The organism is Alphaproteobacteria bacterium (assembly GCA_025800285.1).
Classification (GTDB): domain Bacteria; phylum Pseudomonadota; class Alphaproteobacteria; order JAOXRX01; family JAOXRX01; genus JAOXRX01.
In genome coordinates this window covers 18,036-38,693 of sequence record JAOXRX010000095.1, presented here as the reverse complement: position 1 = coordinate 38,693, position 20,658 = coordinate 18,036, and the positions used below count along the sequence as shown (strand labels likewise).

The following is a 20,658-nucleotide window of genomic DNA, read 5'->3' as shown; positions in this document are numbered from 1 at the left end:
GTCATTCTGATTAGCAGAGCGAAGAAGAATCTCACTGTGCTACTGGATGTAAATTCACATTCCACAAGCTCGAAAAGATTCTTCGTTACACTCAGAATGACCTTAATACTTTCCCCAGCCCGTCATTCTGAACGGACACAGTTATGTGGAAGTGAAGAATCTTCTTGTGCTACTGGGTGTAAATTCACATTCCACAAGCTCGAAAAGATTCTTCGTTACACTCAGAATGACGAGAGAATAAGATAGCATAGTGAAAAGATTTTCGACTCCTTGCAGTCGCTCAAAATGACAATAAAAAGAATAGATTTTAAGAAATTTTAGATTATGAAAAAGCCCCTAATTAAAAAATAGATTGTAAGCTTATTTTAGGTGAATTATTTTTGAGCGAAGTGTACATAAAAGTACATGAGCGAAAACCCCAGCTAAAAGCTGGGGCTCGAATAATCATATAAAATGAACTTAAAATCTATTTTTTTTATTGAATCCTGATGGAGCCATTCTACCCACAGAAGCTCTCTTACCTTGCCAAGCAAGTAACTCTGTTTCTGTTCTAGTTCTACTACCAATAGCCCAAGTTAAACCGTCTTCTAATTTAAATGACTTAGCATCAGAAAGTTTAGCTTCTTTATATTTCTGCAAATAAACTCCTTTACCTTTATTCATTTCAGGCAGTTCATCTATAGGGAATAATAATAATTTTCTATTATTACCTACTACAGCTATAGTATCATCTTCAGCATTAACTCTTCTACAAACAGTTAATTTTTCTCCAGATTTAACACCTACAACATTTTTACCATTCTTAGTGCTTGCAATTACATTGTTTTCATTAACAATAAAGCCTTTACCTTCTGTTGTTACAACTAAGAGTTTAGCATTATCCTCATGAACCATTATAGAACTAATTTTGATATCACCATCAACATCAATCATAATTCTAATTGGTTCTCCGAAACCTTTACCCCTAGGGATTTTGTTAGCTTGCAATGTATAGAACCTACCATTTTCTGCTATTAGAATAATTTTATTCGTTGTATTAGCATGAATAATAAACTTCTCTTCATCACCTTCTTTATACTTCACAACAGCATCTTCTTTTGCATGACCTTTAACTGCTCTAATCCACCCCTGTTTAGAATAATAAATTGTAATATTTTCTTTTTCAATGAAAGCCTCAATAGGAACATCAATATCTTCAACAGCATCTGTAATTAAAGACTTTCTTGCTCCAAACTCAGAATTTTCTCCGAATTTTTTATTTATATCAGTGATTTCTGTAGAGATAACTTTCCATTGTTTTTTCTCATCAGCCATTAGAGCTTCTAACTCTAACTTTTCTTCTTCTAATGCAGTATGCTCTTTTTTGATTTCAATCTCTTCAAGTTTTCTAAGAGCTCTCAACCTCATATTTAAAACAGCTTCTGCTTGATTTTCTGTTAAATTAAATTTAGCAATTAAAACCTCTTTTGGTTTGTCTTCTGTCCTAATTATATGAATTACTTCATCAAGATTTAAATAAGCTATTAAGTACCCTTCTAACAACTCTAATCTATTATTGATATTTTTCAATCTATGAGCACTTCTTTTTATTAAAACATTTTGTCTATGCTTTAGAAATGCGACAAGTATCTCTTTTAAGTTCATAACTTTTGGAGTTATACCATCATCTAGAACATTCATATTCATAGAGAATCTTGATTCTAAATCCGTATTTTTAAATAACATTGCCATTAATAAATCAGGATCAACATTTCTACTTTTTGGGACAAGAACCAATCTTATATCTTCTGCTGACTCATCTCTAATATCATCTAACATTGGCAATTTTTTATTATTAATTAAATCAGCAATTTTTTCAATTAATTTTGATTTCTGAACTTGAAAAGGTATTTCTGTAACAATGATTTCATAAGCACCATTTGAACCTTTTTCAATTTCCCATTTAGCTCTAATTTTGAAAGAGCCTTTACCAGTTTTATAAGAGTTAATTATACTTTGCTTACTTTCTGTAATAACACCGCCTGTAGGAAAATCAGGTCCTTGTACAAACTCAAGCAATTCTTCAATTTCTGCTGAAGGTTTCTTTATTAAATGTTTTAATGCTCCACACAACTCTCCAACATTGTGAGAAGGTATATTTGTAGCCATACCAACAGCGATACCAGTTGATCCATTAGCTAGCAAGTTAGGGAATTTTGCAGGTAACACCTCTGGTTCAAACAATTCCCCATCATAAGTTTCTCTTGTACTAACACAATCATCCTCTATCCCTTCTAGTAGATATTCGGCAACATCTGTCATTTTTGCCTCTGTATATCTCATAGCAGCAGCAGAGTCTCCATCAATATTACCAAAGTTACCTTGACCAAAAACTAGTGGATATCTAACAGAGAAATCTTGAGACAATCTAACTAAAGCATCATAAATAGCAGCATCACCATGTGGATGATATTTACCCATAACATCACCGATAATTCTAGCACATTTCTTTGGAGATACATTTGGAGATAATCTTAGCTTATTCATAGTATAAATAATTCTTCTATGAACAGGTTTTAGACCATCCCTTACATCTGGCAGAGACCTAGACATAATAGTAGATAAAGCATATGACAAATATTTTTCTGATAAAATATCTGAGAAAGCTTTTGTTTGTAAATTATCTTGCATATTTTCGTTTAATTCTTCTGCCATTTATTCCATACCTTTTCTAAACTTATCTATAAATCTATTTCTCGCCTCTGGAGTAGTTCTATTTATAGTATTAAAAACTCTTTTCTCTAAAAAATAGCCTGTTAAATTCAATCCGTCAAGTATATCTTGCAATTTTGGAGATTTTTTTTCTATTAAAAACTCTGGCAGAGCAAATAGTTTATCTTTATATTGCTCTCCATCTTCTTTACAAACAGCTTTAGCAGATTTCGGAGAAACATAAATTAGATTATCTTCACAACCACAAGCCACACAGTGAGATAAATCTATTTCAAACCCTAAGCTTTTCAGCAATCCCATTTCCCAAAAAACATAAACCGCCATAAAGTCATCAATATCTAAAGAATCCAACAAGCTAGTTAAGCCATCAAACACAGCTGGATAAGGATGTTTCTCAGGAAGAGTTAAATTACACAAAGAACAAGCTGATTGCAAAGCATAAAGCCTTAATACATCATCCATAAACATCACAAAATGATTTTTAATTAAGTCTACAGAATACAAACTTCCTAGATTGTTTTCATTTTTTGCTCGCCAAGAAAAGCTTATATGATTTCCAGGTTGTATTAAACCTGCCTTCTTTTTAAAAGCTCCTTTCAACAGCCCAGACATTCTTCCGTGATTCTTAGTTAAAATATTAACTATAGCTGAGCTCTCACTATAGTGAGAAACATTTATAATTATACCTTCATCTTCTATATTCATAATGTATTATATAAAATATATTTGAAAGTAAGTCAAAATTTATTTTGAGATTAACTCACCGTTTAACGAGTTAGAAAAAGCTTCTGTAATTTTAACTTCAACTATTTCACCTATTAAACTCTCATCATCAGAATCAGCAAAAACAGATTGATAGTGCTCATCTCTACCGTTGATTTTTCCATCTTCACATTTTTCAACTAAAACTTTAACAGTCTTTCCAATAAAAGATTCATTAAACTCTATTTGGTATTTTTTTATTTCCTCTTGCAGAATAGCAAGCCTTCTTTCTTTTACTTTTTCTGGAATTTGCTCCATTTTCATAGCTGGAGTTACTGGTCTTGGAGAATATTTAAATGAATAACATGTTGCATATTTAACTTCTCCAATTAGCTTAACTGTTTTTTGAAACTCTTCTTCTGTTTCACCAGGGAAACCAACAATAAAATCAGAGGTTATAGCTATATCTGGCCTTGCTTTTTTTACAAGATTTATTTTTTCCATATATTCATCATGAGTATATTGACGGTTCATACTTTTAAGAACTTCATCTCCTCCTGATTGAGCAGGCAAATGCATATATGGCATTAAATTTGGAATTTTACCATGAGCTTCAATAGCTCTGTCTGTCATATCACTAGGATATGAAGTCATATATCTTAACCTTTCAACACCAGGAACATCTGCAACAGCATATAAAAGATCAGCAAAATCACCATCTTCTGCTTTATAGCAGTTTACATTTTGCCCTAATAAGAATATTTCTTTTTTACCATCGCGAATTAATTGTTCTACTTCTTTTATAACATCTTTTACAGGTCGAGAATATTCTCTACCTCTTGTGAAAGGAACTATACAATAAGTACAAAAGTGATTACAACCTTCTTGAATAGCAACATATCCTGTCATAGTTGTAGATATTTGCTCTACAGGTAAAGAATCAAACTTTTCATAAGGTTTAAATTCTATATCAACAATTTTCTCATCTTTAAGGTTTGCAATTAGCTCTGGTATTTTATGATACATATGAGTTCCAACTACAATGTCAGCAACTGTATTTTTAGTTATTCTTTTATGTTCAACTTGAGCGACACAACCAGCAACAATTATAATCGCTTCTGGATTTGTTTTCTTTAATCTACCCAAAAATGAGAATAATTTTTCACTTGCATTTTCTCTGATAGAGCAAGTATTAAGCACTATAACATTAGCTATCTTTTCATCATCTGTGGATGAGTAGCCAGCTTTAGTAAGTATTGTTGCAATTTTATCAGAATCATAGACATTCATCTGACAACCCCAAGTTTTTATATAGAACTTCATATCTTTTTTCCTTTTATTTTCGCTTGAAACTTACTGAATTATACCCCCATATACAACAAGTTTGCTTTTCACAATCTAAAAGAATAAATATTATATATTTATTTAGATTGTTTTTTTAAATTTATCATAATATCTAACATATTATATTAATTTTGTCTATTTGTTTTTCTTTAAGTCTTTTTTTATGAATAAAAACAATGAGATTAAAAATATAACTCCCAACATTTTATATATATAGTTATAATTTTTGCTATCATTAATTACTTCATGCTCCAAATCATCTTTTATCTCCCAGGTTTCTAAAAAGCCTATACCATATTTAGGAACAACTTTTGGGATTTTAAACTTATTCCAATAAGAAATAAAGGACTTGTCATTATACCATTGAGGTATTCCATAATATCCTTCTAAGAGTTCTTTATCTAATATTTTTGTTTTATCTTTTAATCTATTTAAATCTTGTTCAACCAAAATTTCTTTTATAATAGAATCAATTTTTTCGCTTCTAATTCCTGTATAGTTAGCAGATCCTTTTATATTTGCAGACTCACTACTATAATAAGACAACAATTCAACTCCAGGAGGAGCAAAAAATGAGAAGTTAACAACAATAGCATCAAACTCAAAACTATTTACTCGGTTCACATATTGAGAAGTATCAACCTTTCTAATATTAGCATCTATTCCAACTTTTCTTAGATCCATTACATAAGGCAATATTACTCTTTCCATAGAAGCCGCTATTAATAAAAATTCTATTGTAAATTGTTCTCCCGTTTTTTCATTTATTAATTTTTGATCTTTTATAATATATCCAGCTTCTCTTAAAAGATTAATCGCTGACCTCTTGTTTGCACGAGTTACACCTTTTTCAGAATTAACTGTTGGCAAAAAATACTCATCTCCTTTATGCTTATATCCCCAGTCTGAATTATTAAAATAATTCTTACTTCTTCTATACTTGCCGTTTAATAAATTCTTTTGAATATATTCAAAATTAAATAACTTCTCTAAAGCTCTTCTAACTTTTACATCTTGCAGTTTATCTTTTCTAGTATTAAAAAATATTCCTTGCAACCCCATTGGAGTATTTTGATTTATCTCAGCTCTAATTATCTTATTCTTTTTAACTGCGGGAAGATCATAACCATTAACCCATCGAGAAGCTTTATTCTCAATTCTAAAGTCAATTTTACCAGCTTTAAAAGCCTCAAACATAACCTCTTCATCTTTATAGTAATCATACTTAATTTCATCAAAATTATTTTTACCAATATTTATATTTAAATCCTTAGCCCAATAATTTTTATTTCTTTCATAAACTATACTTCTTCCTGCATCAATAGATTTTATTTTATAAGCTCCTGATGAAGGCTGAACATCTAATGTTATTTTAGAAAAGTCTCTACCTTTCCAAAAAACTTCTGACACAGGAGTAAAAGATGATGCTATTATAATATTCTGTCTTTTATTCTTATTAACAAAATTAAACTTTATTTTTAAATCTGATAACACTTCTACTGACTTTATATTTTTATAAAAATTTTGAAGAAACGGAGCTCCATATTTATTCATCATATCAAATGAGAATTTGAAATCACTTGCTGTTATAGAATCTCCATTATTATATTTTGCTAATGGATTTATAAAAAATATTGCATAAGAAATATCTTTAGGAAACTCTACATACTCTGCTATTTTAGCATAAACTGCCATAAGCTCATCAGATGAAGATTCCATTAAAGAATCTGTAGTCATAGACAGTCCAGACGGAGTCTGTCCTTTTAATATATAAGGATTTAAATTATCAAAAGTCCCATAAGCCCCTAAGGTTATTTTACCGCCTTTTCTAGCTTTTGGATTTACATAATTAAAATGTTTAAAATCTTTATAAATAGGCTCACCAAAACTTGCAAAAGAATTTACTTTTTTTAACTCTTCCGCAAAAGAGTTAAAGCTCAAAAATACAAACATTAATAAAAATAAAAAATTCTTTTTCATTATTTGTTTTCCTTAACCATTATTAAAGCATCATCATTATTATTATAATACTTTTTTCTTATTCTTTCAGTTTTAAAGCCTAATTTTTTATATAGATTTATGGCAGGAGTGTTTTTTATATTTACTTCTAAAAAAACTTTATTAGATGTTATATTTTCTATTAATTTCTGAGCAATTCCTTGTTTTCTATACTCTGGAAGAACACATACTGTAATTATTTCTGCCTCATCTTCTATTTTTTGCACCATGATAAAACCTAAAGGTTTATTTTCATCACATGCTATAAAAATTTTATTAAATGGGTTTTTTAAAAGATTTGAGAACTGCTCTGAACTCCAGCATTTTTCGAAGCAGCTCTTATGCATTTCTGCGACAACATCACTACAGTCAAATAATAGTTCTTCAATTTTCATACTACTTAACAATCCTTGGAATTATTAATTTTTTAGGCTTAGAAACATCTGCATCCCTTAAATAAACTGGCTCACATGTTCCTTTATATGTTTCTTTTTTTATATATTCTAGAGCTATCTTACATATATTCTCTGGTTTAGGGTAAGTAGTTTCCTTATCAAATTTAGCATTAGACATTAACTCTTCAAAATGAACATAGCCATCGCCAGCTATTTTAATTTTTTCTCCTTTTAAAGAGTCTGCAACATCTGAAGCCATTGATAATGATATATCATTAATTGGTTCTAAATTTGCATCAAACAACTGCCAATAAACATCGCTTCTTTTTGACTCTAGAGCGATTAAAACATTCATATCATCTTTACTCAACCCTTTTGCTATAGCAAGAGCAGACTCAACACCGACACAAGGTTTATCTGTTGCTGTTGCTAAAGCTTTTATAGAAGATATACCCACTCTAATTCCTGTAAAAGCACCCGGTCCAACAGAGCAAGCAAAAGCATCTATATCATTTATATCTAAAGATGTTTCTTTTAAGGCTTCTTCAATCATTGGGAACAGAGCTTCACTATGACCTCTAGGCATATTTTTAACTAAAGAGTATAAAACATTTTCTTCATCCGTAATTGCAACGGAGCATTTTGAAGAACATGTATCTACAGCTAATATTTTCATTTTACAATTCCCTTCTTGATTTTATAGCAGTTATCAAAGTACCGTCATCAAGATAATCAAGTTCTCCACCTATTGGCACACCTTGAGATATTCTTGAAATACTTAAATTTGGATTATCAATCTTATCTGCAATATAATGAGATGTTGTTTGACCATCAACAGTAGCTGACAAAGCCATTATTAATTCTTTAACTTCTAATTGATTTGCTCTAATTATTAATTTATCTATAGATATATCTGAGGGATAAACTCCATTGATAGCAGAAAGAACACCTCCTAAAACATGATATTTACCATTATAATTACCTGCTCTTTCAACTGCCCATAGATCTGCCACATCCTCCACGACACATATAGTTGAATTATCTCTATTAAGGTCATTACAAATTGAGCATGGAGAGCATGTATCTAGATTACCACAAACCTCACAAAATACCATTTTATCTGCTGTTTTTGCTATTGCATCTGATAGAGGCATCATGAACTCTTCTTTGTTTTTCAACATAAACAGAGCCACTCTTCTTGCAGATCTAGGACCTATTCCAGGCAACCTTGATAACATTTTAATTAAAATTTCGATTTCATTTGTCATAAGTATTTATATACTATTTTATATATAAAATTACAAGATTATTTTTGATATAGATTAATATACTCTTGCACGACATTGTCCCATGAAAAATCTTTTTTCATATTATTAACAATTAACCAATACCAATAATCTTTTGCATCATAGAATGCATCAATAGCTCTTGAAAGAGCATTATACAAATCAGAATCAGTTAAGTGATCAAATGTAAATCCTGTTCCGCCAACAGTTACATCTTGAACAGTATCCGCTAAACCACCAACTCTACGAACAACAGGAATACAACCATAAGCCATAGCTTTCATTTGAGACAAGCCACATGGCTCATATCTTGAAGCTGCAATAAATATATCAGAACCAGCATAAATTTTATGCTCTATATCTTCATCAAATCCAATATATGCACAAACTCTACCTTTGTATTTATGCTCATAAAATCTAAGCACCCCCTCAAGGTAAGGATCTCCATTTCCTATTATAACAACTTGAGCATTTCTATCAACTAACCTATCAATAGTTTTAGCAATAACATCCATTCCTTTTTGCTCAACTATTCTAGAGGTTGAACAAATAATAGGAGAGTTAGGATCTTTGTCTAGCCCCATCATTTCTTGTAATGCTAATTTGTTTTTAGATTTATCTTCTACACAAGAGTCATCATATTTATAAAAAGCTCTATTATTTTTATTTGGATTAAAGTCTTCAGAAACCAGACCATTTAATATACCTATAAGATTACCATTTTCTTTTTTCTTATTCAAAATACCTGATAACTCATATCCTCCCATTGGAGTTGTTATTTCATTAGCATAAGTAGGACTAACTGTAGTTGTTACATCTGAGTAAACAATACCTGCTTTTAAATACGAGAACCTCCCGTACAATTCTGCTCCCTCAATACCATTAACCTCTGGATTAATTCCTACTTCATATGGCACATGATTGCCAAAACAGCCCATATATTTTAAATTATGTATAGTAAATATTGTTTTAGGTTTGTTTTCCATGTTAGCATATTTAATATAAACAGGAGTCAAACCACATTGCCAATCTTGACAATGAACGGCATCAGGTTTCCAGTTATCTATTTCTCCATAAGATATTATTTCTGCCACTTTAGATAAAAGAGCAAATCTTCTATAATTATCTCCCCAGTCGGCACCATAAGAGGATTCATAAGGACCAACTCCATGCCTTTCAAAAGCTTCTGGACAATTTATTAACCAAACAGGAACATCACTATCAGGCATTTCTCCCAAAACTAGATGACAATCTCCAAAACCAAAATGCTGACCTATATACTTCGCAGGCCTTTTATTTCTTATTTGAGCATTTATATGTTTGTATGAAGGAAGAACAATTCTTACATCAACTCCAGCTTTATGCAGAGCTTTAGGCAGTGAATTAGCAACATCCCCTAAACCACCAGTTTTAACTAGCGGATAAACTTCAGAAGTTACAAACAACACTTTCATTAGTATTCCCCTTTTTTTATATGTATATATTACTAAAATATTTCTTGAAATAATTCAAGAAATATTTTTAAAAATTACAATAAAAATTGAAATTAAGAATTTTTTATCTGTTTTATAATCTCTTCATTTGAATTATGAGAAACCATATCATGAGCTACACTAATAGCACTTGAGAAACCAAAAGCATCCGTTCCACCATGAGACTTAACACAAACACCTTTTAATCCTAATAGCACAGCACCATTATATTTTCTTGGATCCATTTGAGCTCTCAAATTATTAAAAGCTTTTCTTGCAAACAAGTAACCAAGTATAGCCATTGGACCTGATTTAAATGTTCTCTTCAACATAGAATTGAAGAACTTAAGTGTTCCTTCTATAGTTTTAAGAGCAATATTTCCTGAAAAACCATCAGCAACAATTACATCAACATTGCCTTTTAGAATATCATCACCTTCTACAAAACCAACATAATCAACATCTTCTTTTTCTTTTAAAATTTCAGCTGCTTTTTTAATTTCTTCATGACCTTTTTGTTCTTCTTCACCAATATTCAAAAGAGCAACCCTAGGGTTTAAAACTCCCAATATTGTTTTGGCGAAAACTTCACCCATTACAGCGAATTCAACAAGATTGCTTTCATCACATTCTATATTAGCTCCTAAATCTAGAACCACAACTTCATTTTTCTTAGTTGGAAAGAATGTAGTTATTGCAGGTCTTGAAATACCATCTAAAGTTCTTAGGTAGATTTTACCCATAGCCATTAGAGCACCAGTATTACCTGCAGAAATAATGCTATCCGCCTCACCCTTTTTAACAGCATTTATAGCTAAAGCCATAGAGCTTTTTTTACCTTGCCTTAAAGCGACTGAAGGCTTCTCGTGATTTGCAACAACATCATCTGTGTGAATAACAGTAGAGTGTCCCTTTAATTTTGAATGTTTCTCTATAAGAGGTTTTATTTGTTTTTCATCTCCGAAGAACAAATATTCAACATCAGGGTAACGAACAAGTGCCATTTCAGCACCAGCAATCACCATGTTAGGAGCATTATCTCCTCCCATGGCATCAACTGCAATTCTCACTTTATTTTTCATCTAAACTAAGCTTCTTTTTTTACAACTGCTTTACCGTTGTATGAACCACAAGCTCCACATACATGGTGAGGTCTTTTTAGTTCGCCACAGTTTGGGCATTCACTATTACCTTCAGCCTTTAAAGCGTGGTGAGCTCTTCTCATATCTCTTTTTGATTTAGATATTTTTGTCTTTGGAACAGCCATTTTAAATTTTCCTTATATTTGTTATATTTAATTAGTCAATCTTTTGAACTAGCTTTATAACCTCTTTTAGTAAAAAAATCAAGTAAAAAATAATTTTCCTTGAAATGTAAGAAAAAAAACTATATAAAAAGTATTAATATATAACAAGAAAAGAGGTAACAATGTTTATATCAAATGCTTTTGCTGGAGAAACAGCATCAAACGCTTTCGTATCATTCTTAAAATTTGGAGGACTATGGCTTCCTGCTTTAGTTGTATTTTTAATACTATTTATATTTTTAACTCTTCCAAAGAGAAAAAAATTAAATGCTCGTTATGAAAAATTAAGAAATATGAAAAGAGGCGACGAAGTTGTTACTGCAAGCGGTATATATGGTAAAATTAAAAAAATGCCAAGCAATGAAACAATTGTATTAGAAATTGCAAAAGGTGTTGAAATCAAAATTAAAAAAATAAAAATCGTAGAGGTTCTATAATATGGTAAATATTTCAAAATTTAAATTATACTTAATTGCTTTTGTTTGTTTAATTTCTGTATTTTTTGCACTACCTAATGTATTGCCAGAAAAAGCTTTAGAAAGCAAACTAATCTCTAACAAGACTGTAAACTTAGGATTAGACTTAAGAGGTGGGTCTCACTTATTATTTGAAGTAGAGACTGAAAATGTAGTAAAAGAAAGGCTAGATTCTCTGCTAGACACTATAAGAGTAGAGCTAAGAAAAGCTAAAATTAAAAGAATCGGTCCAAAAACTAAAAAAGAAACAATTGAAGTAAAGATTGTTAACTTTAAAGACTTAGAGCCAGCTAGAAAACTTTTAAGAAAAGTTGAAGATGGCATAGAAGTTTCTGTCAATGAAGACAATGTTATAACTCTTAATTATTCAGAGCAAGCAGTTGAACAAATAAAAGAAGATGCTGTTGCAAAATCAATTGAAACAATTAGAAGAAGAATTGACGAAACAGGAACAAGAGAGCCTACAATTCAAAAACAAGGTGAAAACAGAATTTTAATTCAATTGCCAGGTGTTGATGACCCAGCAAGAGTTAAGAATCTTATAGGTAAAACTGCTAAACTTACATTCCATATGTTACACCCAGGGAACGATGTGGTAGGAGCTAAAAAGAAACTTCCTATAGGAACAAAAATATTACCTGATAATAATCCAGAAGTTGCTAGAGAATATGTTGTAAAGAAAAGAGTAAGACTGTCAGGTGATAATCTTTTAAATGCAGCGGCAACATTCCAGCAAGGAAGACCTGTTGTTTCATTTAAATTCAATAGAAAAGGAGCTAAAAAGTTCGCTAACATAACAAAAGAAAATGTAGGCAAACCTTTCGCTATTGTTTTAGACAACAAGGTAATTTCTGCACCTAACATTAATGAACCAATTCTTGGTGGCTCAGGGGTTATATCTGGTTCTTTCACAGTACAAGAAGCAACAGATCTTGCTATGCTATTAAGAGCTGGTGCTCTTCCTGCTCCAATGAAAGTTTTAGAAGAAAGAACTGTAGGACCATCTTTAGGTGCTGACTCTGTTAAAGCAGGTAAAATAGCAAGTATGGTTGGGCTAATTGCAGTTATGTTCTTCATGATCTTAATCTATAAAAGATTTGGTATATATGCCTCAATTGCTCTTTCACTAAATATTGTACTAATATTTGCTGCACTATCTATATTACAAGCAACACTTACATTACCAGGTATTGCAGGTATTGTTCTGACAATAGGTATGGCCGTAGATGCGAATGTATTAATCTTCGAAAGAATCAAGGAAGAATTCAAAAACGGGAGAACAGTTCTAGCCTCTGTTGATTCAGGATATAGAAGAGCTCTTTCAACTATTGTTGATTCAAACCTTACAACTTTAATTGCTGCTATGTTCTTATTTGCAGTTGGAACAGGACCTATAAAAGGTTTCGCAGTTACACTATCAATTGGTATCATAACATCAATGTTTTCTGCAATCATGATAACAAGAGTAATGATAATTAATTGGCTAAGAACAAAAAAACCAAGCCAATTATCTATATAGGAGAATAAAATGACAAAAGAAAAAGAAACTAAAAAAGGTATAAACTTTATCGGAGCAAGATTCTTTGCATTCCTATTATCATCACTACTAATAATAGGATCTATTTATATAACAAGCTCAAAAGGTTTAAACTTCGGCACAGACTTTACAGGAGGAATTTTAATGGAAGTTAAAACTCCTGAGCCAGCAAATCTTTCTAACCTTAGAGAAACCTTAAAAGGTTTAGATATTGGAGAAGTTCAACTACAAACATTTGGTAGTAACGACACTGTTTTAATTAACATAGCTCAGCCAAAAGACGGAGATGCTCCTGCTACAATAACAAAAGTTAAAGATTCTCTTGGGCAAAACCTAGATTACAGAAGAACAGAGTTTGTAGGACCAAAAGTTGGTAAAGAGCTTGTAAAAGCAGGTATTTTAGCCGTAGTTCTATCAGTAGGGGCTATGCTTATATACATATGGTTTAGATTTGAATGGCAATTTGCTGTTTCTGCTATCTTAGCTTTATCTCATGATGTAATTGCAACAATTGGGTTGTTTGCTATATTCCAAATGGAATTCAACCTTTCTACTGTTGCTGCTATATTAACAATAGCAGGTTACTCAATAAATGATACAGTGGTTGTATTTGATAGAGTAAGAGAAAACTTAAGAAAATATAAATCAAAAGCTTTAACAACTCTTTTAAACGATTCAATTAATGAAATGCTTACAAGAACATTATTAACAAGTATTACAACTTTAATTGCTTTAATATCTCTATGGGTATTTGGCGGAGAAGTAATTAGAGGTTTTGTAGTTGCTTTAATATGGGGTGTTGCAATTGGTACATACTCCTCAATATTTGTAGCCTCTTCATGCTTGATATACTTGAGAGTTAAAAGATAAAAACTATAATAAAAGCCTCTAATTAGAGGCTTTTATTTTACTTGACTTCAATATAAAAAGCATATATCCTAACAACGATAAATAAAACAAGGAGGGACTTATGGAAAAAAACATTTACAAACTAAATATCTTATTAGCTATTATTTTAACATTTTTAATCGGTTTCATTATTGGAGGACAAAGAGTTCTTCTGAAAACTTCAAACTCTATCAAACCTTGCAACTGCAGTAAACATATGCACAATCAGTGTTCTAAGAGCAAAATGATGAAAAAGCTACCTAATAAAGAAGAGATAGTTATAAAAGAAATATCTCCTGAAGAAGCAAACAAAAAAATTCAAGAGATTGAAAACAAAATGAACAAAATGCATAATGAAATCATGCAACAACACAGAAACTTTTTTAATATAAGATAGGAGACAAATATGATTTACTCATTTTTTCAAGCTTTATTCTCTGTAGTAGATATGATAGCTGGACTTTACATAGGAGTAATCTTAATGGAGGCTATTTTTTCATGGATGGTATCTTTTGATATAATAAGTGATAAAGATAAAAAACTAGAACAAGTACAAGAATTACTAAATAAATTAACAGCTCCATTATTAGATAAAATAAGAAAGCATGTCCCTATAGTTGGAGGATTAGACTTATCTCCAATTGTTGCAATACTTATTTTAGTATTTATTCAGAAGTTTCTTATAGCTTCAGGACTATCTATTTAGCCTCATAATACAAAGGGAGATCTAGACAAGAATGGATAAAATAATCGATGGAAAATCTTTAGCAAATGAGATTACAGAAGATTTAAAAAAAACAATTTTAAGCATGGATAAAAAACCATGCTTATCTGTTATTTTGGTTGGAGAAGATCCTGCCAGTCAAATATATGTTAAAAACAAGCAAAAAAAAGCTGAGAGCATAGGTATAGAATCCAAAGTTTACAAACTTTCATCAGATACTAAAGAAACAGACTTACTCCATTTAATAGATTCTTTAAACGAAGATAAAGATGTGAATGGCATATTAGTTCAACTACCTCTTCCTAAGCATATAAATGAAGATAAAATAATTCAAAGCATAAAAGCAGATAAAGATGTGGATGGCTTTTCTCATGAAAACATTGCTAAGCTTTTTCTAGGGGATAAAAGTGGCTTTGTATCATGCACCCCTAAAGGTATAGTTATTATGCTAGAAAAATATGTAGGAGACTTATCCGGCTTAAATGCTTGTATTGTAGGAAGATCAAACATTGTTGGCAAACCATTATCTCTACTATTACTATCAAAAAATTGTTCTGTTGATATTTGTCATAGTAAAACTATAGATTTAAAATCTCATTGCAAAAGAGCAGATATATTAATATCATGTGTAGGCAAAGAAAAACTTATAACTGAAGACATGGTGAAAGATAGTGCCATAATCATAGATGTTGGCATTAATAGAAATCCAGACACAAATAAGTTAACTGGAGATGTGGACTTTGATAAACTAATAAATAAAGCTCATCTGATAACTCCTGTCCCAGGAGGAGTAGGACCAATGACAATAGCATGCCTTATGGTGAATACAGTGCAGGCATTCAAAAATCAAAACGATTTAATATAATTATTTTTCAATCTTATTGTGCTACTGGGTGTAAACCTATACTTAATCAATTCCGTAATTCGCTCTCCTTAGCCCGTCATTCTGAACAGACACACTTGTGTGGCAGTGAAGAATCTCACTGTGCTACTGGATATAAATCAAAATAAAACAAGCATAAAAAGATTTTTTGACTCCTTATAGTCGCTCAAAATGACATTACCAAAAAAAACACCTTCCATCCCCAGCCCGTCATTCTGAACGGACACATTTATGTGGTAGTGAAGAATCTCACTGTGCTACTGGATATAAACCAAAATAACACAGGCACTAAAAGATTTTTCGACTCCTTACAGTCGCTCAAAATAACGATATAATAATATAGAATGATGAAAAGATTCTTCGTTATACTCAGAATAAGAAGGCATATATACTCATTAAATAAAAAAGCACCAGTTTAAAACTGGTGCTTTTATTAAAATAGTTTTTTATTTATTTTAAAAATATTTGAACTTCTGTTACATCAACATCAGCAGAAACATTGTGAACAATGTTTATGTTTTTAGCAGGAACTCCCATTTTCACCATATCTCTGAAAACTTGTTCTGCTTTTGATTTTGCATATTCTTTTGAAGCTTCTGTTGTCATCATTGATGAAGCTTCTGGACTTACAGAAACAACATTAAAATGAGCATTAGCTTTTAAATCAATTGCACCGTCAACAGCTTTGTAAAGCATTTTTGTGTAATCAACATTATCTTCTGCAAATCTTATTGTAATAATTGGATATCTTGAGCTGATAGCAGTTCTTTTCATTTCATAAGCACTTTGTCTTGCTTCGAAATCATCCCAACTTTGCATAGTTCTATTCATAACAGAGTTACCGAAGAACTCACCTCTTTTAACAGCTAGAGAAAGATTTTGCATATTTCTTCTTTCTTCTGATAAGTAAGATGTTTGTCTTGATATATCATCATTAACAGTTGTTACAACTCTGCTAATTCTGTTAACAAGTTGAGTTAACTCATCTTCAATTCTTTTTAGCTCTTCATGTTCTTCTTCAACAGCACCTGAGATACCATAAGTAGCTCTAATTGCATTGATTAAGAAAGATGCTAATGAAGAGTTATTATCAACATCATTTGCAAGAGAAGTTAAAGTAATTAACTCTTTTGATAGATCTTCTAACTCGATTTGAGCTTGATTCCATTGGCTAACCAATCTTGGATTACCTGGAGTTGTTCCTGTTTGCAATCTAACGATCATACCAGCAACTAAAGAAACATAATCAGATGTAGCAGATGAAATCTTCATGCTTGTTCTTTTAATATCTCTTTCAATTCTAGAAACATCATCTAAAAGTAGTTCGTAATCTTTAACGATACCTTTTATTTTTGTTCTAATTAATCCGCCGTTACCATAGTCTCCTACAATTTTACCTGTAATTGTAGGTTCTGAAACATAGTAAGAGCTTGTATTTTCTGTTTCAACGTTTACAGAAGGAGCTACGATTTCTTTTTTCACAACAACTTCTTTTACGATTTCTTTTGCTTCAGCTTGTTTTACAACTGGAGCTTCCGTTCTATATGAGCATGCACCTAACATAACAGCTGAGCATACAAATAGAGATGTGATTCTTAATTTTAACATAATGTAAATGCCTCTTTCAAATTAGTAAAACTATTAAAATAAACTTGGATATACCAAACATAGTAAAAAACCCTTGTTTTTTTCAATTTATACACATTTTTTCCTTAAAGGCAAGCATTAAAAGATTTTTTTTGATTTTTTTTATAAATTTAATGATATTTTTGAAAAAACATTCTCAAACATATCTTTTGTTAATCTTTTAGTATTCAAATTATACCTTGAACAATGATAACTATCAACTAGTTTAACATTACCAAAGTCGTGGACTTCTCCATGCTTAAACTTGTAAGCAGACAACTTAGCTCCCATTGCCTTAACAACAGAGCTATGTGCGATATTCCCTAAAGCTAAAATAACTTTAATGCTTGGATTCCCTAACTCATTTTCAAGGAACTCCCTGCAGGTATTAATTTCTGAATTTATCGGTTTGTTTTGAGGAGGTACACATAAAACAGCATTTGTAATTCTAGCTCTATCTAATGTTAAGCCATTATTAAATTTTTCTATTACATAATCACCTTTTGCCCAACCATATTTTATTAAAGTTGGGTATAGCAAATCTCCAGCATAGTCTCCTGTAAACGGGATACCATTTTGATTTGCTCCTTTTAATCCAGGAGCTAACCCTACTATTAATAACTCAGGATTATCACTTCCAAATGAAGGCACTGGTCCATTAAAAAAATCTGGATATTTTTCTCTATTAGCATCTATAAATGCTTTTAATCTTTCACATTTATTACAATTAAAATCAGCTATTTTATATTTATAATTCATAAATTAATTTATAAATTATTCCATTACAAAAAGCAAGATAAAAAAAACTTGACTTTATAGCAAATAACAGAGATAATGGGCTCCTAGAAAGGTTGGTAACAATGCAAAATCACAGAAATAATTATAATAAGAATAAGAGAAATGGTAGAAGTCAGAACTTTGACAGCAATGGACCGACTGGAAGAATTAAAGGTAGTGCTAAACAGATATTTGAGAAATATCAATCTTTAGCTAGAGATGCTTACTCTACAGGTGATAACATTCTTATGGAGAACTATTACCAACATGCTGAACATTATTTTAGAATAAACAATTATCTAAATGATCAAGCTGAGCAAAAGAAAAAAGCTAGAGCAGAACAAATGGAAGCGAAGAAAGCTAAAAGAGAACAAGCAGAAACAAAATCTGATGCAGCCGCAAAAAAAGAATTAATAAAAGAAGAAGTATCTGAAAAAGATATTGAAACAAAATCTGAAGACAACAATGTTGAGGCAAAAGCTAAGGATGCGAAGAAAACAGAGAAAAAAATAAAAAGAGTTAAAAAAACCATCACTAAAAAAACAAGAATAGGTAAGAAAAAAGAAGAGGCTGAATAAATTAGCCTCTTATTGTTATAAATATAATGTAAGCAATGTATAGAGCCATTAGAAATACCCCTTTTCTTTTACTTATATTCCACTTATGAGAAGATAGGGTAATCATAAGCAAAACAGCTAAGTTCATTGCCCATATATCAAACATTAATATCTCTTTTGAAATTTTAATTTCTTTAACTATTGATGTTGTACCTAAAACTCCCAAAGTATTAAAAATATTAGAACCAACAACATTACCAAAAGCTAATGAACTATGCTTTTTAATAGATGCAGCTATTATAGTCGCCAATTCTGGCAATGATGTTCCTATAGCTACAGCACTAAGAGCTATAAGGCTTTCAGAAACACCTAACTTAGTTGCTATCTTAATTGAAGATTCAACTAATAAATTTGCTCCTATCATAACGGCAGCCATACCTAAAAAAGCTACAAACAAACTAATAAATATAGATTTGCTTATTAAAGGAATATCTTCATCTTCATCATAACCACTAGTATAGCATGCATACATATAAATACTAATAGTTACTAAAAACAAAACACCCGCATATATATTAAGATAACCGATAAAACAGAATAAAGTTAATAGTAGAGAGGAAAATATAAGAAAAGATGAATCTCTCTTGAATCCTTTTTGTTCTATAGGAATAGCACAAATCATTGCTCCAGTTGATAGGACTAACAATATATTAGCAATATTTGAACCTATTATATTACCTATAGCAATTTCAGATGAGTCAACTAAAACAGCTTTAATACAAGTAATTAATTCAGGAACTGATGTCCCAAACCCAACTAATACAATACCTATGATTAAAGGTGATGCATTTACATCTTTAGCAAAAGAGACCGCCCCCTCCACTAAATATTTTCCACCTAAAAATAATAATATAAAACCTAATAAAAATAAAAAATAAACCATTACTCTGCTATTGTTTTTATACTCCCAACAACAAACCACTGACCATCAGATTTTTTAATGGATTTAATATAACCAACCTCTACAAGACTATCTCCTGCAGAGATCTTAACATCTTTATTTTTTCCAACCATAGAAACAATTGCATATTGCCCATAATCTGAAACACTCTTTATTTTCCATATTGAAGAAACATTGCTTTCATTAATATAAGACTCCTTTTTAAGAGTTGTTTTTACTACAGCCTTAACAGCCTCTTGTTTTTCTTTTCTTAGTCTTTTATTAATATTATCTAAGCTTGATACTCTTCTATTTAAAACACCCATATTATCTTCAAGTCTAGCAATATATTTTTTCTTATTATTTAAATCATTTTGTAGATTGCTTTTTTCTTCTTCATACTGACTAACTAAAGCTTTTAAATTTTCTAATTCTTTATTTACAGAAACTCTTTCTTGAACTTTTTCAACTTTAAACCCATTTTCTGCCGGTATGTTTTTCACAGGTTCTAAAGGAGCCTCTACAACAACTTTTTCTGCTATAGTCTCTTTTATTTTTATATCGTACTTGTCATCTTTTAATAAAAAATGAGACCCTATTGCAATAATAGTCATAACGAATAACACTAAAAATAGTAACACAATCTTTGATAGAGACTTTTCAGGGCTAGCCTCTTCAAAGTTTTGTTCATTATCAAGGCTATCTAATATCATATCATCATTATAAAGATTATCTTCTAAAACACTCTCTATCTTATTATCCTCTGTTTCTAATTTAACAGATTCCGTAACTTCAGGTACTAATTCCTCTTTAGACACTTCGGACTCTATAGGTTTTATTTCTGGCAATTCTACAGAAGTTTCTTTTTCTGTTTCACTTACAGTAGATGTTTGCTTAGCAAACTCTTCTATAATTTTTCTTCTAGCTTCCAAATCTAAATCATCATTATTAGATTCTTGTTTTTCATCAGAAGATACTGTTTCTAAAGCATCATCTTCTCCAATATTTAATGTTTTAATTTCTTCATCAGCCATA

At 30.8% G+C, this 20,658-nt stretch carries 21 protein-coding genes; 7 read left to right on the top strand and 14 right to left on the bottom strand.

The genetic code is table 11. The features are described from left to right. Positions 1-459 precede the first annotated feature (459 nt). From parC to rpmF, 10 genes are all read right to left on the bottom strand, one after another. Entirely contained in the window at positions 460-2,694 is a 2,235-nt protein-coding gene (gene parC, locus OIF36_05070; GenBank protein ID MCV6599826.1) for a DNA topoisomerase IV subunit A, read from the bottom strand. Then, entirely contained in the window at positions 2,695-3,417 is a 723-nt protein-coding gene (gene recO / locus OIF36_05065) for a DNA repair protein RecO (GenBank protein ID MCV6599825.1), read from the bottom strand. A gap of 39 nt (positions 3,418-3,456) precedes the next feature. Beyond that, a complete protein-coding gene (miaB, locus tag OIF36_05060) occupies positions 3,457-4,737 on the bottom strand; it encodes a tRNA (N6-isopentenyl adenosine(37)-C2)-methylthiotransferase MiaB (protein ID MCV6599824.1) in 1,281 nt (426 codons plus the stop codon). 156 nt (positions 4,738-4,893) lie between these two features. After that, positions 4,894-6,738, bottom strand: a complete 1,845-nt coding sequence (locus tag OIF36_05055) for an extracellular solute-binding protein (protein ID MCV6599823.1) — start codon at positions 6,736-6,738, stop codon at positions 4,894-4,896. Then, complete coding sequence (rimI, locus tag OIF36_05050; protein ID MCV6599822.1) at positions 6,738-7,151, bottom strand: ribosomal protein S18-alanine N-acetyltransferase; 414 nt, start codon at positions 7,149-7,151, stop codon at positions 6,738-6,740. Before rimI ends, OIF36_05055 begins: the two co-directional genes overlap by 1 nt. Before the next feature lies 1 nt (position 7,152). Next, entirely contained in the window at positions 7,153-7,827 is a 675-nt protein-coding gene (gene tsaB / locus OIF36_05045) for a tRNA (adenosine(37)-N6)-threonylcarbamoyltransferase complex dimerization subunit type 1 TsaB (protein MCV6599821.1), read from the bottom strand. 1 nt (position 7,828) lies between these two features. Then, on the bottom strand, positions 7,829-8,419 hold the full coding sequence (gene recR / locus OIF36_05040; GenBank protein ID MCV6599820.1) for a recombination mediator RecR: 591 nt from the start codon (positions 8,417-8,419) through the stop codon (positions 7,829-7,831). A gap of 38 nt (positions 8,420-8,457) precedes the next feature. Next, positions 8,458-9,891, bottom strand: coding sequence for a glycogen synthase GlgA (glgA, locus tag OIF36_05035; protein ID MCV6599819.1), 1,434 nt, complete (start codon positions 9,889-9,891; stop codon positions 8,458-8,460). Positions 9,892-9,983: 92 nt separating this feature from the next. After that, positions 9,984-10,991 (bottom strand): phosphate acyltransferase PlsX, encoded by a 1,008-nt coding sequence (gene plsX / locus OIF36_05030; GenBank protein ID MCV6599818.1) that lies wholly within the window; start codon positions 10,989-10,991, stop codon positions 9,984-9,986. 5 nt (positions 10,992-10,996) lie between these two features. Then, positions 10,997-11,176 (bottom strand): 50S ribosomal protein L32, encoded by a 180-nt coding sequence (rpmF, locus tag OIF36_05025; GenBank protein ID MCV6599817.1) that lies wholly within the window; start codon positions 11,174-11,176, stop codon positions 10,997-10,999. 161 nt (positions 11,177-11,337) lie between these two features. Between rpmF and yajC the strand changes: the two genes are divergently transcribed. From yajC to OIF36_04995, 6 genes are all read left to right on the top strand, one after another. Further along, positions 11,338-11,652, top strand: coding sequence for a preprotein translocase subunit YajC (yajC, locus tag OIF36_05020; protein ID MCV6599816.1), 315 nt, complete (start codon positions 11,338-11,340; stop codon positions 11,650-11,652). A 1-nt stretch (position 11,653) separates the two neighbouring features. Further along, entirely contained in the window at positions 11,654-13,210 is a 1,557-nt protein-coding gene (secD, locus tag OIF36_05015; GenBank protein MCV6599815.1) for a protein translocase subunit SecD, read from the top strand. 9 nt (positions 13,211-13,219) lie between these two features. Continuing rightward, entirely contained in the window at positions 13,220-14,098 is an 879-nt protein-coding gene (secF, locus tag OIF36_05010; GenBank protein ID MCV6599814.1) for a protein translocase subunit SecF, read from the top strand. A gap of 100 nt (positions 14,099-14,198) precedes the next feature. Continuing rightward, complete coding sequence (locus OIF36_05005; GenBank protein ID MCV6599813.1) at positions 14,199-14,513, top strand: hypothetical protein; 315 nt, start codon at positions 14,199-14,201, stop codon at positions 14,511-14,513. Between the two features lie 9 nt (positions 14,514-14,522). Then, entirely contained in the window at positions 14,523-14,822 is a 300-nt protein-coding gene (locus tag OIF36_05000; GenBank protein ID MCV6599812.1) for a YggT family protein, read from the top strand. Between the two features lie 31 nt (positions 14,823-14,853). Beyond that, positions 14,854-15,705, top strand: coding sequence for a bifunctional 5,10-methylenetetrahydrofolate dehydrogenase/5,10-methenyltetrahydrofolate cyclohydrolase (locus OIF36_04995; GenBank protein MCV6599811.1), 852 nt, complete (start codon positions 14,854-14,856; stop codon positions 15,703-15,705). A gap of 468 nt (positions 15,706-16,173) precedes the next feature. On the opposite strand, the gene OIF36_04990 is transcribed toward OIF36_04995, so the two are convergent. Both OIF36_04990 and OIF36_04985 read right to left on the bottom strand, forming a co-directional pair. Beyond that, a complete protein-coding gene (locus OIF36_04990; GenBank protein MCV6599810.1) occupies positions 16,174-17,331 on the bottom strand; it encodes a hypothetical protein in 1,158 nt (385 codons plus the stop codon). A gap of 141 nt (positions 17,332-17,472) precedes the next feature. Further along, positions 17,473-18,108, bottom strand: a complete 636-nt coding sequence (locus OIF36_04985) for a uracil-DNA glycosylase (GenBank protein ID MCV6599809.1) — start codon at positions 18,106-18,108, stop codon at positions 17,473-17,475. A 101-nt stretch (positions 18,109-18,209) separates the two neighbouring features. On the opposite strand from OIF36_04985, the gene OIF36_04980 reads away from it, so the two are divergent. Next, positions 18,210-18,704 carry a DUF4167 domain-containing protein gene (locus OIF36_04980; GenBank protein MCV6599808.1) on the top strand — a complete coding sequence of 165 codons (495 nt, stop codon included), beginning with the start codon at positions 18,210-18,212 and terminating at the stop codon, positions 18,702-18,704. 1 nt (position 18,705) lies between these two features. On the opposite strand, the gene OIF36_04975 is transcribed toward OIF36_04980, so the two are convergent. Both OIF36_04975 and OIF36_04970 read right to left on the bottom strand, forming a co-directional pair. Then, positions 18,706-19,626, bottom strand: coding sequence for a calcium/sodium antiporter (locus tag OIF36_04975; protein ID MCV6599807.1), 921 nt, complete (start codon positions 19,624-19,626; stop codon positions 18,706-18,708). Continuing rightward, positions 19,626-20,657 carry a hypothetical protein gene (locus OIF36_04970; protein MCV6599806.1) on the bottom strand — a complete coding sequence of 344 codons (1,032 nt, stop codon included), beginning with the start codon at positions 20,655-20,657 and terminating at the stop codon, positions 19,626-19,628. The genes OIF36_04975 and OIF36_04970 overlap by 1 nt, the downstream gene beginning before the upstream one ends. Position 20,658: the final 1 nt, after the last annotated feature.

Coding starts and splice junctions, on each gene's coding strand:
- parC (MCV6599826.1), bottom strand. CDS start 2,694: ATGGCAGAAGAATTAAACGAAAATATGCAAGATAATTTACAAACAAAA.
- recO (MCV6599825.1), bottom strand. CDS start 3,417: ATGAATATAGAAGATGAAGGTATAATTATAAATGTTTCTCACTATAGT.
- miaB (MCV6599824.1), bottom strand. CDS start 4,737: ATGAAGTTCTATATAAAAACTTGGGGTTGTCAGATGAATGTCTATGAT.
- OIF36_05055 (MCV6599823.1), bottom strand. CDS start 6,738: ATGAAAAAGAATTTTTTATTTTTATTAATGTTTGTATTTTTGAGCTTT.
- rimI (MCV6599822.1), bottom strand. CDS start 7,151: ATGAAAATTGAAGAACTATTATTTGACTGTAGTGATGTTGTCGCAGAA.
- tsaB (MCV6599821.1), bottom strand. CDS start 7,827: ATGAAAATATTAGCTGTAGATACATGTTCTTCAAAATGCTCCGTTGCA.
- recR (MCV6599820.1), bottom strand. CDS start 8,419: ATGACAAATGAAATCGAAATTTTAATTAAAATGTTATCAAGGTTGCCT.
- glgA (MCV6599819.1), bottom strand. CDS start 9,891: ATGAAAGTGTTGTTTGTAACTTCTGAAGTTTATCCGCTAGTTAAAACT.
- plsX (MCV6599818.1), bottom strand. CDS start 10,991: ATGAAAAATAAAGTGAGAATTGCAGTTGATGCCATGGGAGGAGATAAT.
- rpmF (MCV6599817.1), bottom strand. CDS start 11,176: ATGGCTGTTCCAAAGACAAAAATATCTAAATCAAAAAGAGATATGAGA.
- yajC (MCV6599816.1), top strand. CDS start 11,338: ATGTTTATATCAAATGCTTTTGCTGGAGAAACAGCATCAAACGCTTTC.
- secD (MCV6599815.1), top strand. CDS start 11,654: ATGGTAAATATTTCAAAATTTAAATTATACTTAATTGCTTTTGTTTGT.
- secF (MCV6599814.1), top strand. CDS start 13,220: ATGACAAAAGAAAAAGAAACTAAAAAAGGTATAAACTTTATCGGAGCA.
- OIF36_05005 (MCV6599813.1), top strand. CDS start 14,199: ATGGAAAAAAACATTTACAAACTAAATATCTTATTAGCTATTATTTTA.
- OIF36_05000 (MCV6599812.1), top strand. CDS start 14,523: ATGATTTACTCATTTTTTCAAGCTTTATTCTCTGTAGTAGATATGATA.
- OIF36_04995 (MCV6599811.1), top strand. CDS start 14,854: ATGGATAAAATAATCGATGGAAAATCTTTAGCAAATGAGATTACAGAA.
- OIF36_04990 (MCV6599810.1), bottom strand. CDS start 17,331: ATGTTAAAATTAAGAATCACATCTCTATTTGTATGCTCAGCTGTTATG.
- OIF36_04985 (MCV6599809.1), bottom strand. CDS start 18,108: ATGAATTATAAATATAAAATAGCTGATTTTAATTGTAATAAATGTGAA.
- OIF36_04980 (MCV6599808.1), top strand. CDS start 18,210: ATGCAAAATCACAGAAATAATTATAATAAGAATAAGAGAAATGGTAGA.
- OIF36_04975 (MCV6599807.1), bottom strand. CDS start 19,626: ATGGTTTATTTTTTATTTTTATTAGGTTTTATATTATTATTTTTAGGT.
- OIF36_04970 (MCV6599806.1), bottom strand. CDS start 20,657: ATGGCTGATGAAGAAATTAAAACATTAAATATTGGAGAAGATGATGCT.